This window comes from Moheibacter stercoris (assembly GCF_040545805.1).
GTDB classification, from domain to species: domain Bacteria; phylum Bacteroidota; class Bacteroidia; order Flavobacteriales; family Weeksellaceae; genus Moheibacter; species Moheibacter stercoris.
On the sequence record NZ_JBEPMO010000001.1, the window covers coordinates 372,228 to 387,414 of the forward strand.

Consider the following 15,187-nt stretch of genomic DNA (forward strand, 5'->3'; position numbering starts at 1 on the left):
ATTCGTTTTTAGAAATTCGCAGAAATATAAATCCCGCCAGATTATTCTGACGGGATCGATTTGAATTGGTCAAATTATTTCTTTATCAATCTAGTTGCGTTGATTTTGCCATTGTTTTCGATAGATAAAATGTAAATTCCTTTGGGAAGGGATTTTCCATTCCAACGAAAGGATTTTGCATCAGTTGATTGTTGAGTTTGGTGAATCATTTTCCCAGCTAAATCATGAATTCGGAAGTAATAATCACCCTTTATTGTTTCGGGCAATTGAACATTTATTTCTTCGGTGAAAGGATTGGGGTAAATTCTAAATCCGGAATCAATAATTTCGTCAATTACAAGTGTGGAATTCAATTGAAAAGCGGGAGAAATTGTTTGTTCTTGCTTATTTCCAGCTTCATCCGTACAAATAATTTTGACATCAAACCAAGCATCAGGGCTTTCAGTGTTTATACTCGCCAAAGATGCTTCGTAATAATCGCCATAGGCCAATGGAACTAATTCTTCAGGATAATGAGTCAAAGGAAGTTCTGTCCAATCATTTTCTCCATGAGAGCTGTACAAAAACTTTACCTGATTTCCTGGAACATAGGTCAAGGATCTTATTTCTGAATTGTATTCAAAATCTCCAGCTGCTAAACGTACGAATCCTTCTTCGCCATCTGTAAAACGATCTATAATTTCATTCGCTTCATTTCTGAATTGAAGCATTTGAAGAGTAGGAGGAATATTGTCAGGATTTCCAGCATTGAAACTTAATTTTGTTTCTGTCTTGCCTTGAATTTGATCGACAAGGGTGTTCGAATTGGTAAAATTAAGTTCGATGTTTCCAGTTTGGATAGGATCTGTCCATAAAAAATCGGGATAAATTCCTTCAAAAAGAATATTTCCGTCTTTTTTTAGTAGAACATCTGTGTTGAAGATGTCAGATTCTCGGCCTTCACCATATCTTCCAACATAGCTCGTTCTCACAAAATATTCGTCATAACTGGTGATGCTGATTGGTACGTTATTGCCAAAGGTGATTGGTTTTTCGGGATTGTGTTGAAATGAAAACTTAGGATGAAAAGGCAATAATTCTACACCTTCTTCACTTACATGGTAGGAATAGCCGGTAAAATAATAACCCGATAAGAAAGTAGAAGAACCGTAGATAATGTTTCGATTTTCATCTAGCATAATGTAATTTCCATTGATGTGAAAATTTTCGTCGCCCGTCCACGGATCAGCTGTGCCAAAATAATCTTTCAATACTGGATTTAAAATAATATCAGTTGGATTATCATCCTCTGAATTGTTCAAATGAAAACGCAAATTTTCATTTAGATGGGTAGGGTCTGGAAAAAGTCGCCCAACCCAACCTGAAAGTCCATAACCATCGTAAATGTCCCAATTGGAAAATCCATAATAAAAAGATTCTTGACTTTCCCCTAAAATACTGGGTTGAAAAGCTTGTTCGTGGGTAACCCATTCTTCAGGATTGTTCTGAAGAGTTAGCGCAGAATGTACTCCATCGTCCAAAGTTTCGTACTTCGAAACATATCCTTCTCCATTGTATCCCAATCCTAAATTGGAATGAATTAAGGCATAGCGATCACTCACATCCGATACGTAATAATTCCAAACTTCATTTTCAACACCGTCACTATTTTCCCATAAATAATACAAAATAAAGGGTGTCCATCTTTTGGATTTATAATAAATGTAGGTTGTGGCATAAACATTTGCAGTTCCATCTGTAATTTCCCCAGTGTCAAAATCTACAATTCCGGGTTTTAAATCGTTTCCGTCCTGATCCAAAAATTTGGTGGTAATAAGATTGTCTGCCTCTGTTAAATCTATAGTTACAACTGTATCTTCGGTTACCGAGATTAATTCTTTGAAATTGAACGCAAATTTTCTGTCAGACATTTTTAAAGATTGTACCAAAACATCGTAAATCCCTGGTGTAACTTGAAATGTTACGGTATTTGTATTCCCTATCATTTCGCTTTGAGATTCTTCCTCTTCTTTGAAAACTACGACGAAATTTGGGGTATACGCTCCAGATGGGTAAATTAAATTCACCTCCAATGAAACAGTTTCTTCGGTTCCTTCTGTCGATTGTGTATGTTCATTTGTTTGGGAATTTTGATAAAACTGGAACTCGCCTTGACTTAATTTTAAATTGTAATCCAATAGTAAATTGTCGGATTGATGGTGTTTGGCATTTACCGAACCATTTGTGTGGATAATTTCGGTAATGATTTCTTGAGCCAGTAAATCATGTACATTGGTACATACTAAACTCAAGAATAAAGGGAAAATTTTGAAGTTTCTCATAAATAGATTTTGATTTTATAAGCTGAATTGAATTTTAAAAATCAAAACTATCCATTCAGGTAGGAACTGGTTTGTAAATCAAGTAGACAAACTGTGACACTTGGACAAGGCATATATTTTAGTCAAAAAAAAAAAGTGCCACTTTTTCTGTGACACTTTGGATTTTAAAATTAAATTTTGAATCTATTTCACATTGAAAACCAATTTGTTGTCGCCTTCTTTTTCAGGGAAATAATCAATCAAAACAACACTGTTGTCGTGAACATTTCCTTTCAAAATCTCTTTGGACAATTCGTTCAAAACATCTTGCTGAACCACTCTTTTCAAAGGACGAGCCCCAAATTGAGGATCGTATCCTTTGTTGGAAATATAATCCAAAGCTTCTGTTGTGATATCCAACGTAATGTCTCGTTTGGCTAATTTTTTCGCCAATTCATCGATTTGGATTTTTACGATTCCACCAATTTGACTATTTGACAATGGTTTGAACAAAATCGTTTCATCAATTCGATTCAAGAATTCGGGACGGAAATGGCGTTTCAATTCTTCGAATACTTCACGTTTGGTTTCATCATAGACGAAATTCACATCTTTATTGGCCAAATCTTCAAAGTTTTCCAAGATGATTTGCGAACCAAAATTCGAGGTCATAATGATGATCGTATTTTTGAAATTCACCACGCGTCCTTTGTTGTCGGTCAATCGTCCATCATCCAAAACTTGCAGTAAAATATTGAACACGTCAGGATGCGCTTTCTCAACTTCGTCCAACAAAATTACCGAATAAGGTCTTCTGCGAACGGCTTCGGTTAATTGTCCGCCTTCATCATAACCCACATAACCCGGAGGCGCTCCTACCAATCGGCTAACCGAATGACGTTCTTGGTATTCGCTCATATCGATTCGGGTCATCGAATTTTCATCGTCAAATAAATATTCCGCCAAAGCTTTGGCTAATTCGGTTTTCCCGACTCCGGTTGGACCTAGGAAAAAGAAGGAACCAATTGGTTTGCCTTCATCACTCAAACCAGCTCGGCTACGACGAATCGCATCGGCTACTGCTTGAATCGCTTCGTTTTGTCCAATCACACGTTGGTGCAATTCATCTTCCAAATGCAATAATTTTTCACGTTCCGATTGCATCATTTTGTTGACTGGAATTCCCGTCCATTTGGAAACCACTTCGGCTATATCTTCTGCATCAACCGCTTCTTTCACCAATTTTTTGGAACCTTCTTCTGCAATTTGCTGTTCCAATTGGTGCAATTTTTCTTCTTCTTGTTTGATGGATTCATAACGAATTCTGGCAACGGTTTCATAATCTCCTGCACGTTCCGCTTGTTCGGCTTGAACCTTCAATTCATCAATTTTCTTTTTGGCTTCTTGAACTTGATCGGCTTTGCCTTTCTCTTCCATCCATTTCGCATTCAATTCGGTACGACTTTCTTGTAAATTGGCCAATTCCTCTTTCAGTAAATTCAATTTCTTTTCGTCGCCTTCTTTTTTAATGGCTTGAATTTCAATTTCTAACTGAATGATTTTTCGATCCAATTGATCAATTTCTTCTGGTTTGGAATTCATTTCCATACGCAATTTCGAAGCCGCTTCGTCCATCAAGTCAATCGCTTTATCGGGTAAAAATCGATCCGAAATATAGCGTGTAGACAATTGAACCGACGCAATGATTGCTTCGTCTTTGATGCGAATTTTATGGTGAACTTCGTACTTTTCCTTAATTCCACGCAAAATCGAAATCGCTGATTCTTCATCGGGTTCTTCCACCATTACCTTTTGGAAACGACGTTCCAAGGCTTTGTCCTTTTCGAAATATTTTTGGTATTCGTTCAAAGTAGTCGCTCCGATTGCACGTAATTCGCCTCTTGCCAAAGCAGGTTTCAAGATGTTGGCTGCGTCCATAGCGCCTTCACCGCCACCTCCAGCTCCGACCAATGTGTGAATCTCATCGATGAACAAAATGATGTTTCCATTGGATTCGGTGACTTCTTTTACCACCGCTTTTAGTCGCTCCTCAAATTCCCCTTTGTATTTTGCTCCGGCAACCAAAGCACCCATATCGAGTGAAAATACTTTTTTGTCCAAAAGATTTTCAGGAACATCTCCGCTAATGATTCTATGGGCGATTCCTTCAGCGATGGCTGTTTTCCCAACACCAGGTTCTCCAATTAAAATCGGGTTGTTTTTGGTTCTTCTCGATAGAATTTGCAACACACGTCTGATTTCATCATCACGTCCAATTACGGGATCCAATTTTCCTTCATAAGCTAATTCCGTTAGGTTTTTGGCGTATTTGTTCAAAGAATTATAAGTTTCTTCTGCATTTTCAGAAGTTACTCTTTGTCCTTTTCGTAATTCTGAAATCACTTGAACCGAATCTTTGTAGGTCAATCCTTGGTCTTTCAAAACTTGTGAAACATTGGAATTATTTTGTAAAATACCTAATAATAAATGTTCCAAACTGATGAATTCATCTTTCATTTTTTTCGCTTCGTCCATTGCAGAAACCAAAATTCGATTGGAATCATTGGAAAGGTGATTTCCACCTCCTTGAACTTTTGGAAAACGTGAAATTATGTCAGTTAATTCTTTCGTGATTTGGTTTGGATTTCCACCTTGTTTTTCAATGATAAAATCCAAAACATCTTGTTCTGTTTCCATCATTCCCTTCAAAATATGCCCGGGTTCAATGGCTTGATTGCTGTTTCTAATAGCGATTTGCTGCGCTTTTTGGATAGCTTCTCTTGATTTGATTGTATATTGATTAAAATCCATAGTCTAATTTGTTTTCTTGGGTATTACAAATAAAATTCCAATTCAAAAATTCTGACAAAATGGCAGAAAAAGTTCTTTTAGTGATGAAAGTTAGGGTAAATTGATAGATTATATAGATAATTAAATCATAAAATTGCAGTTATATCTACAAGCGAATTGAGTCTGCTGGATGGAATTCGTATTTTTGTTTTTAAATCAACCCAAAATGGCTTTAGAAAATATTAATCCAACCCAAACTCAAGCATGGGTAAAGCTTCAAAATCATTTCCATGAAATCAAGGATAAAACCTTGCGTTCATTATTTGAAGACCCAAATCGTTTTGAGAAATTTCATCTCAACGTTCACAACATTTGGCTGGATTATTCCAAAAATCGAATCGATGAAACAACGATGAAATTATTGGAGGAGTTGGCTAATGAATGCCAATTAAAAGATGCTATTGAAAGACAATTTTCGGGTGATGCGATCAATCAAACCGAAAACCGTCCCGTATTACATGCAGCCTTACGAAATAGAGATAATCGTCCTATATATGTAGATGGAAAAGATGTAATGCCTGACGTAAATCGCGTTTTGCAGCAAATGAAATCTTTTTCGGGAAAGGTGATTTCTGGTGAATGGAAAGGATTTTCGGGAAAAGAGATTACCGATGTGGTCAATATTGGAATTGGAGGTTCTGATTTGGGGCCAGTCATGGTTTCGGAAGCTTTGAAACACTACAAAACAAGACTAAATGTTCATTTTGTTTCCAATATAGATGGGACGCATTTGGTGGAAACTTTAAATAAATTAAATCCAGAAACGACTCTTTTTATCATCGCTTCTAAAACTTTTACGACACAAGAAACGATGACAAATGCGCATTCTGCTCGAAATTGGTTTTTGGAAAATGAAGGAAAAGAAAACGCTATTTCCAAACATTTTGTGGCGATTTCTACGAATGCCGAAGAGGTTCAGAAATTTGGAATCGATACCCACAATATGTTTCAATTTTGGGATTGGGTTGGTGGCCGATATTCTTTATGGAGTGCGATTGGTTTGAGCATTGTTTTAGCAATCGGATTTGAAAATTTCGAAGAATTATTGGAAGGTGCTTTCCAAATGGACAATCATTTTCGAAACGAAGATTTTTCGGAAAATATGCCCGTAATCATGGCTTTATTGGGAATTTGGTATTCGAATTTTTTCGAAACTGAATCTCATGCCATCTTGCCATACGAACAATATTTGCATCGCTTTCCGGCCTATCTACAACAAGCCGATATGGAATCCAATGGAAAATCTGTGGATAGAAATGGTCAAAAAATCGATTATCAAACGGGTCCAATTATTTGGGGAGAACCAGGGACCAATGGGCAACATGCGTTTTATCAACTGATTCATCAAGGAACAAAACTAATTCCTTGTGATTTTTTAGCTGCCGCTAATTCTTTGAATCCGATTGGTGATCATCACGCCAAATTATTGTCCAACTTTTTTGCTCAAACAGAAGCCTTGGCTTTTGGAAAAACGCTTGAAGAGGCAGAAAACGAATTGAGGTCAAAAGAAAAATCTGAAGAAGAAATCCAAAAATTGGCTCCTTTTAAAGTATTTGAAGGAAATAAACCTAGCAATTCTATTTTGTACGATAAGTTGACGCCCAAAACACTTGGAAGTTTAATTGCGCTGTATGAGCATAAAATATTTGTGCAAGGAGTGATTTGGAACATCTTTAGTTTCGATCAATGGGGCGTTGAATTGGGGAAAGAATTGGCTAACAAAATTTTACCTGAATTAGAAAACCAAGAAACTAACAGCTCAAATGATTCATCAACAAACGGTTTCATCAATGTTTACAAACAATTACGTCAATCGAATTAGTTTTTTACTACTACTATTCTCCGGATTTTTATTCGCACAAAACAAAGCCTCTGATTTTGGTTTGTTGGGCAATGTTTCCAGCATGCAATCGGTTACAAAATCTCTGAAAAATTCAAATTCAACAGAAGTTTCCGGATTTTTGGATAGTGAAATGTATGATTCGATTTCCTTGAAATTTGATCGACGTAGAAATGTGGTTTGGCGAGAAAATTATTTGGATTATCGAGGGAAATTGGGTTTGTTTGACCGAACGATTTTACAAGTAAATGCCAATAGAATGTTGGAGAAGTTGGAAACGACTTTGATTCAAAATGGTGAAGAGCCTAGAAAAATATCACAGAAAAAAATCTATTATTACAAAGGTGCTCAATTGATCAGAATGGATGAGTTCAATTCAGGTAGAACATCCGATCAATTTTGGGTAACCAATTATATTTATAGTGGAAATCAATTAGCTGAAAGAGTGGTTTGGATGGAAGATGAAATTTTTTCTCGAATTAAAAATGAGTACAATTCTCGGAACAGAATTTCGACGGAGAAAACCTATAGCAACAACGGTCAAATGGGGAAAAACATCGTATTTGAATATAATTCTTCGGGCGATATAGAAAAAAAACTAATCCAATTGGGCAATGAAAAAACGAATGAAACGTTTGTATATGTGAACGATAATCTACATAGATATCAAAAATTGGATCAAAAGGCTCAGTTAATTCGAGAAGAAATCTATCATGAATTGGGCTGGCCAACACAAATTCGTCAAGTAAATTATCAAAACAATCAACTTGACATATTTGAGTTTGACTACAAATTGGATTCTATGAAGAACTGGGTTGAGTGTACGATTTATAAAAATCAAACGCCAGAATACGTTCTTAAGCGTACAATAACTTATTTTAAGCAATAATCATTTATGGAAACAAATGAAACCCCAACAACCGAAAACTCTACCAACAAAACCAAAGAATATGTAATCATAGGCATTCTAGCCGCCTGTTTATTGGGTAGTTTGGGATATAACTTTTACCAACACCAAGAAAGCGCGGAGAAAATTGAGTATCTTAATATTGATTTAAAAGATACTGAAAATGCCAAGATTTTGCTTCAACAAGAGTTGGATAATTTGACTTCAGAATTTGAGCAAAGCAAGATTGATCTGGAAATGAAAGATTCTATGCTAACCAAACGTGATGCAGAAATCTTTGACAAACAGAGAGAAATTCAAAACATTTTGAACAAAGAAAATGTAACCTCTGATGAGTTGAAACAAGCAAAACGTATGATTACGGCATTGAATGCTGATATCGCAAGATTCAAACAAGAAATTGCCGTGTTGCAAGAAAAGAATGATTCTTTGATGGCTGCCAATGATACGTTGACGTTCAAACAGACACAATTGTCGGGTGAGTTAACGCAACAGAAACAACGCGCAGATGATACAGAAGCAAAAATGAGATCTACTTTTTCAGTTTCGAATTATCAAATTAAAGGATTGAAAGTAAAAAATAGTGGGAAAGAAGTAGAAACAGACAAAGCAAGACGTATCGACAAATTGCGTGTAAGTTTTGATATTGATCCAAACCAATGGGCTCAATCTGGAACAAGTGAAATTTATATCGCCATTTACAAACCAGATGGAACTTTGGGTAAATTCAAAGATTCTTCATCTGGACAATTGGAAACTTGGTCATCAGGAATGGTAGATTATTCAGATAAAGTTAGGTTTAATTATCAGCAAGGTGTTAAGCAGAACATTAGTTTTGATTGGGAAGAGTATGAATTTCCGAAAGGAATTTATAACATTAATCTATATCAAAACGGTTTGAAAATTGGGCAAAAGTCCTTGGAATTGAAATAATTATCGTTTGACAGATTTAATGAGTTGTGCTTGGAATGCAAATTTTTAGCATCTAAGCACAATTTTTTTCTGTAACTTTATATTCAAATCAAATTTAATATGGACTCAAACGATCATAAAACCATAATCAATCCTGTATTTGATTCTCAAATGAAAACTTTGTTGCGAATCAAGGATTTTCGTAAAGATTTTCTTAGTCATTCTGAAGCTATTAAAGAATTAACCCAAGATTTGGTATCCAAATACGAAGAAGGAGCAGAATTTTTAAAGCGTCATGCTGATTCTGATTATCAAAAGGAATGGGAGGAAAGCTTGAACAATGTTATGGTGCAATCCAATCAAATGAATCAAGTTTTGGCATTGTCTGATGATTTCATGAACGAAAATAAGCAAGACCATGATTTTCAATCGGAATACAATGATTTTGTCGACCGTAGAAATCAATTAAGTCAAGCTGCGTTACAATTTGAAAGTATTGGATCAAAAGCATTGTCAGAAGAAAATTTGAATACTTGGAATGAACGTTTTGTTGTTTGGAAGGAAGAATACGAGCCTCAGATTGAAAATGAAAATGTTACGGTCAAACTGATCTATGATTTCCAACATAAATATTCCCAAGAAGATTTGGTCAAAATCACCGAAATTATTTCACAAGCCAATGCGGAAGAAGTGGATTGGAATGATCCTGTTCAGTTTCAACAACAATACATCAAAGCCATTCAGGAATTTCAGAGAGAATTTAAACCGAAAAACCTATGGGACAACATCATGGAGATTTTGGCTGGAGGCGTTCACCCGTCACCCTCTGAACGAATGATGTTGGAGCAATGGGCAGATGGAGAACAGAAAACGAGAGAAGATATGTAGACTATTCTACAATTTTGTTCTCGATTTCGTACAATTTCGTCCAATTTTTCCCGGTCACCACAAGGTTTTTACCAACGGCTGCAATTCCATTTAATACATCGTCAGATCCTTTGGTTTCAGATAGAGGTGTGAAATCATAATATTGTTCAACGGCACCTGTTTCTGGATTGATAATCAAGACATAATTTGTTGTCCACACATTGGCGTAAATTTTATCATTGATGTATTCCAATTCGTTGACATGCGTATAAATGGAAACATTTCCTACTACCTGAATTTTTCTTTGTAAGTTGAACTTCTCATCAAAAAAGTAAATATTTTGAGTTCCATCTGTAACCAATAATTCTTTACCGTTTGTAGTTAAACCCCATCCTTCACGTACCATTTCGGGCATGCGTAAAGTTTCCAAAAGCTCAAATGTGTTTACATCATAGACGAAAATGTCCTTTTGGCGATAGGTGATTTGGTAAATTTTATTGTTGAACAAAGTGATTCCTTCAGCGAACGTTTCATCATTCATTTTCAACTCTTTGTTGTAAGTCGATGAACCCAATTTATAATTCACCAATTTTGATTTCTTATATTGACCGCCACTTTCGTACATCAATCCATTGTGGTAAAATAAGCCTTGGGTAAACAACTCTGTGTTGTGCGGATATTCTGCAACGACATTGTATTCGATCGCAGTTTCGGGAGTTGGATTCAAAATAGGAAGTTCCGTTTCTCCCCAAATAAAATCATCACCTACAAAGACTTTCATTTGAAATTTGTTCATACCCAGATGAGCATTTTCCAAACTCAATTCCACATCATTGGGCAATTCCTTTCCGTTTAAAATTAAAACGACAGAGTCGATTTTATCTTGATTTGCGCCAAATTCAACCTTTAAATTTTTCCCTAAATGAATGGGGCTTTGTTTAAAAGCATAAAAATTCGATTTCAAATCCGACAAATTGCTGATGTCTTTTTTGCAAGAAACAACAAGTAGTAACCCTAAAAGGAACCAACCAATTTTTTTCATATTAAGCTTCGTTTTTATTCCAACCTTCGATCCATTTTACCAAAACATCGACCCAAGCTTCAGATTCGTTCAAACAAGGGATGTAGGTGTAGTTTTCTCCACCACTTTCCAAATATAATTCTTTATATCCAATGGCAATTTCCTCTAAGGTTTCCAAACAGTCAGACACAAAGGCTGGCGCCACTACGGCTAAATTTTTCACTCCTTCTTGTGGGAAATCTTTCAATACGAAATCGGTATAAGGCTTGATCCAAGGATCTTTCCCCAAACGAGATTGAAAGGAAACTTGCACTTGGTCTTTTTCCAATCCCATCGCTTGACGTACCAATTCGGTTGTTTCAAAACATTGATCGCGATAGGTTTTGATGTTGGCATTCGGATATTTTTTTGCTTTTGCCTTTGCTTTGTTGTCATGTCTTTCTGGAATTCCATGATACGAAAACAACAATTTATCAAACTTCTCAGGCAATTGGCTTTTGATGTTTTCGGCCAAAACCTCGATGTAATCAGGTCGATTGTAGAAGGAATTCAAGAAAGTCAAATTCATATTTTTGAAATACTTCTGTTGAATTTCATTGGTTCTCAAAACAACCGTTTCCGTAGAGCTCATCGTATATTGAGGATACAATGGGATGACCAAAACATTGGTCACACCTTGATCATGCAATTCTTGTAAAGCAGCTTGGATAGAAGGATTTTGATAACGCATCCCCAAGGCAACTGGAATTTCCACTTTTGCGGAAACTTTATTTTTCAAACGTTTTGACAAGACAATCAAAGGAGATCCTTCATCCCACCAAATCGATTCATATGCCTCTGCAGAAGCGGCTGGACGTTTGGGTAGAATCGCAAATTCAACGACAAATTTTCGCACCAAATAAGGCGTATCCAATACCATTGGATCCATTAAAAATTCGCGTAAATATTTTCGCACATCTTCCACCTTGGTCGAATCAGGAGACCCTAAATTGATCAATAAAACACCATTCTTCATAACATAAATTTTTAACGTTCCAAATGACAACCTTTTGGTTTCATTCGTTGAAATTTGCGTAATTTGGTGCAAAATTAAGGGAATAATCTTGAATCGAAGATGATTTCCGTTATGAATTGAATCCGAAATAGATGTCTGACATTTTAAATCCCGATCGAGATAATTTTTCTGATGAAGAATTACGAATAGAAGAGCAGTTTCGTCCGCAAAGTTTTCATGACTTTACAGGACAAATGCATATTTTGGATAATTTGGAAGTCTTTGTGAAAGCAGCCAAATTACGTGGGGAAGCGCTCGATCATGTGCTTTTGCATGGACCTCCGGGTTTGGGTAAAACGACTTTGGCGCATATCATTGCCAATGAATTGGGCGTCGGAATTAAGATTACTTCAGGTCCAGTTTTAGATAAACCAGGTGATTTAGCTGGACTTTTAACCAATTTGGAAGAAAACGATGTATTGTTCATCGATGAAATTCATAGAATGTCGCCCGTGATTGAGGAATATTTGTATTCAGCGATGGAAGACTACAAAATCGACATCATGATTGAATCGGGACCCAATGCGCGTTCGGTACAAATTGCCTTGAATCCGTTTACATTGATTGGTGCAACAACTAGATCTGGTTTATTAACCGCACCACTTCGTGCGCGTTTTGGAATCAATTTCCGATTTGAATATTACCATCAAGAATTATTGAGTACCATCATTCAACGTAGTTCTCGCATCATGGGAACACCGATTGACGAAGAAGCAGCGATTGAAATCGCGGGTCGCAGTCGTGGAACTCCAAGGATTGCCAATGCACTTTTGCGTAGAACACGAGATTTTGCTCAAATCAAAGGTTCGGGAAAGATCGATAAAAAGATTTCAGAATTCAGTTTATCGGCTTTGAAGGTCGATCAAAATGGATTGGACGAAATGGACAATAAAATTCTTTCGACCATCATTGAAAAATTCAAAGGCGGACCTGTCGGAATTACGACCATTGCAACAGCAGTAGGGGAGAATACGGGAACTTTGGAAGAGGTTTACGAACCTTATCTAATCCAAGAAGGGTATCTTATGCGAACTCCGCGCGGTCGTGAAGCAACCGAAAAAGCCTACAAACATTTAGGAAAAATAAAATCAAGCTCCCAAGGAGGTTTGTTTGATTAAATAAAAAATCCCGCTAAAGGGCGGGATTTTCTATGAGTTGAAATTTATTTCTTAATCAGTTTTTTGGAAGTCAATTTCCCATCGACTTCTATGGAGATAAGATAGATGCCTTTTGGTAAAAAAGATAAATTTATATTTTTCAAATCCTTTGCATTTCGAACTTGAGAAAGAATTTGTTTTCCTGAAAGGTCTGTTAGAATTAGTTTGTAATTAGAATTTAGATTTTCAGGAATTTCAAAAGAAACAATATCGCTAAATGGATTCGGATAAACCACAAAATCATTCTCGGCATTTAAATCTTGTGTATTTAAAGTGGAATTCAATTGAAAGGCTGGTGAAATCGCTTGAATTTGTTTGTTTCCGTCAGCATCTGTAGAAATAACTTTCACATCATACCAAGCATTCTCAGACGTAGGCTGAATAGTTGCTAAACTTGCTTCATAATAATTGCCAAAAGCGGGTAATTGAAAAAATTCCTCCATTTCAGTTAATGGAATTTCCACCCATTCGCTTTGGTTATGTTCACGGTAAAAAAATGCTACATTGTTTCCTGCTACATATTGAAATTCTCCACTCCAATCGTCCATAGCCACATAATCGAAATCACCAGCCGCTATTCGAACCACAGGAACATCATCTGACGTAAATCGGTTGGTAACGATATCTTCTCCATTTCTGAATTGTAACATTTGCAAGGTCGGAGGTTCATTTCCTGAACTTGCATCATAAATAAGTTCCGTTGTATTATTCCCAAGGATATCACCAACTTTCGTATTCTCATTGGTTAAAATGATTTCAACTTGTCCCTCTTCAGGAAGTTCTTCTGTCAAAAAGTTCAAATAGGTTCCATCGAAAAGAGTTTGTCCATTTTGTTTCAAGATTACATCTGTCGCAAAAACATCGGTCTCTCTGATTTCATTGTATTGTCCTTTATAGTTAATTAGAAGCGAATTGGACGTTAACTCAGGAGCAAGAAAAGTACCTGTTACAGTAATCGGAACGCTTGAACCTAACACAGCAGAAGAATTCAGCTCTCTACCAAGTGTGAATTTAGGATGATGAGGCAATCCCAAAACATATCCATCCATATTTAAGTAATACTTGTTCGCCAAGGTGATGCTGCTATAACTTAAATGAGAAGAACCATAGTGAACATTTCCCTCAGGATCACCAAAAACTGAAGCTCCCTTGATAGAAAAAGATTCAGGACCATAGTAAGGATCTATTATTGCCACGTGTTCTGCCAATTGCGGATACAACATCATGCCATATTCAGACTCATTTTTAAATCGATTGATGTAGGTTTTGATGGGTGTTTCAGTCGAAATTGGCTGATTATTGACAATGGCCCAACCTCCAAGAAGTAAATCCTGATTTAAGACTAATTCCGTTCCAAAACCATAATATTTAGTATTGTTTTGAGCGAAATTACTTGGTTGAAATTTCTCTTCATGATACACATATTCCGATGCTTGATTAATGATTTCTTGTGATTCTTGGAAATTGGTTAGTTTGTCAAAAAGGATCAAATAATTCCCAGTTTCAAACTTATTCCCAATACTACTATGGTAAGCTACATATCGGTCACTTACATTATTGATATAGAAATCCCATAGAGGACCCGTTTCTTCAACTGGATAATCTGTTACATAACTTGAAACACCAAGCCCCATTTGGGTAGGTTGAAAACTGAAATAACGCTCAACGATAAGTTGTGTATAGGTATTGGTTTCTGGATAATGAATCCCTGGATTCAAGGGTTGACCATTTTGATCGACCGTCTTGATGCTTATATAATTGGTAGATTCTGTCGGATTGATGTCAACAACAGTACCTTCCGAAATGTTCATATGCTCCTTTACAACATATGTCGCCCGATTGGAAATATGCTTGAATTCTGCAAAAACATCATATTCGCCCGCAGGTACATTCATACTGATTTCGTCATTACCTTGATAAAAAGCAACATTCATATAGCCTTCTTCATTGTACACATAAATAATCCATGGCGCAATATATTCTTGCGGGTCATAGTTAAGTTGTAAATTGAAACTGATGTTTTCAGTATCATTTGTTCCTTCAGTACTCTGTTGGTTACTAGAAAGAATTGAATTATTTACATAGGTAGTTTTGTCGGTAGTGAAAGAAATTTCGGTGAAATTTTTAAGATCAACATCTCTTGCAATCAAGTCAGAATTTTCACTGCGTAAATTTCGATTCTCTGTATAGCTTATTTGCGCCAAAGCTGAATTGCTGATCAACAATAACAGTAAGCTAAATTTTTGAAAATGGAACATTTTTCTCATGGTATTAAAAAA

The 15,187-nt window shown here is 36.2% G+C and carries 10 protein-coding genes; 5 read left to right on the plus strand and 5 right to left on the minus strand.

The window, feature by feature from the left end:
• Positions 1-74: 74 nt before the first annotated feature.
• Positions 75-2,321: a T9SS type A sorting domain-containing protein gene (locus ABID46_RS01615; RefSeq protein ID WP_354506215.1), complete on the minus strand. Its 2,247-nt coding sequence runs from the start codon at positions 2,319-2,321 to the stop codon at positions 75-77.
• A gap of 183 nt (positions 2,322-2,504) precedes the next feature.
• Positions 2,505-5,111 (minus strand): ATP-dependent chaperone ClpB, encoded by a 2,607-nt coding sequence (gene clpB / locus ABID46_RS01620; protein WP_354506217.1) that lies wholly within the window; start codon positions 5,109-5,111, stop codon positions 2,505-2,507.
• Positions 5,112-5,316: 205 nt separating this feature from the next.
• On the opposite strand from clpB, the gene pgi reads away from it, so the two are divergent.
• From pgi to ABID46_RS01640, 4 genes are all read left to right on the plus strand, one after another.
• Positions 5,317-6,972 carry a glucose-6-phosphate isomerase gene (gene pgi, locus ABID46_RS01625; RefSeq protein ID WP_354506220.1) on the plus strand — a complete coding sequence of 552 codons (1,656 nt, stop codon included), beginning with the start codon at positions 5,317-5,319 and terminating at the stop codon, positions 6,970-6,972.
• Positions 6,941-7,879, plus strand: coding sequence for a hypothetical protein (locus ABID46_RS01630; protein WP_354506223.1), 939 nt, complete (start codon positions 6,941-6,943; stop codon positions 7,877-7,879). Before pgi ends, ABID46_RS01630 begins: the two co-directional genes overlap by 32 nt.
• Before the next feature lie 6 nt (positions 7,880-7,885).
• Positions 7,886-8,830 carry a DUF8428 domain-containing protein gene (locus ABID46_RS01635; RefSeq protein ID WP_354506226.1) on the plus strand — a complete coding sequence of 315 codons (945 nt, stop codon included), beginning with the start codon at positions 7,886-7,888 and terminating at the stop codon, positions 8,828-8,830.
• A 99-nt stretch (positions 8,831-8,929) separates the two neighbouring features.
• On the plus strand, positions 8,930-9,697 hold the full coding sequence (locus ABID46_RS01640; protein ID WP_354506229.1) for a hypothetical protein: 768 nt from the start codon (positions 8,930-8,932) through the stop codon (positions 9,695-9,697).
• A 1-nt stretch (position 9,698) separates the two neighbouring features.
• Here ABID46_RS01640 and ABID46_RS01645 read toward each other — a convergent pair whose 3' ends face one another.
• The gene (locus tag ABID46_RS01645; protein WP_354506232.1) at positions 9,699-10,718 is read right to left on the minus strand and encodes a glutaminyl-peptide cyclotransferase; all 1,020 of its coding nucleotides are present in this window, start codon (positions 10,716-10,718) and stop codon (positions 9,699-9,701) included.
• 1 nt (position 10,719) lies between these two features.
• Positions 10,720-11,712: a ferrochelatase gene (gene hemH / locus ABID46_RS01650; protein WP_354506235.1), complete on the minus strand. Its 993-nt coding sequence runs from the start codon at positions 11,710-11,712 to the stop codon at positions 10,720-10,722.
• 131 nt (positions 11,713-11,843) lie between these two features.
• Here hemH and ruvB point away from each other — a divergent pair, with 131 nt between their 5' ends.
• Positions 11,844-12,869, plus strand: coding sequence for a Holliday junction branch migration DNA helicase RuvB (ruvB, locus tag ABID46_RS01655; RefSeq protein WP_354506238.1), 1,026 nt, complete (start codon positions 11,844-11,846; stop codon positions 12,867-12,869).
• 44 nt (positions 12,870-12,913) lie between these two features.
• Here ruvB and ABID46_RS01660 read toward each other — a convergent pair whose 3' ends face one another.
• A complete protein-coding gene (locus tag ABID46_RS01660; RefSeq protein ID WP_354506241.1) occupies positions 12,914-15,166 on the minus strand; it encodes a T9SS type A sorting domain-containing protein in 2,253 nt (750 codons plus the stop codon).
• Positions 15,167-15,187: the final 21 nt, after the last annotated feature.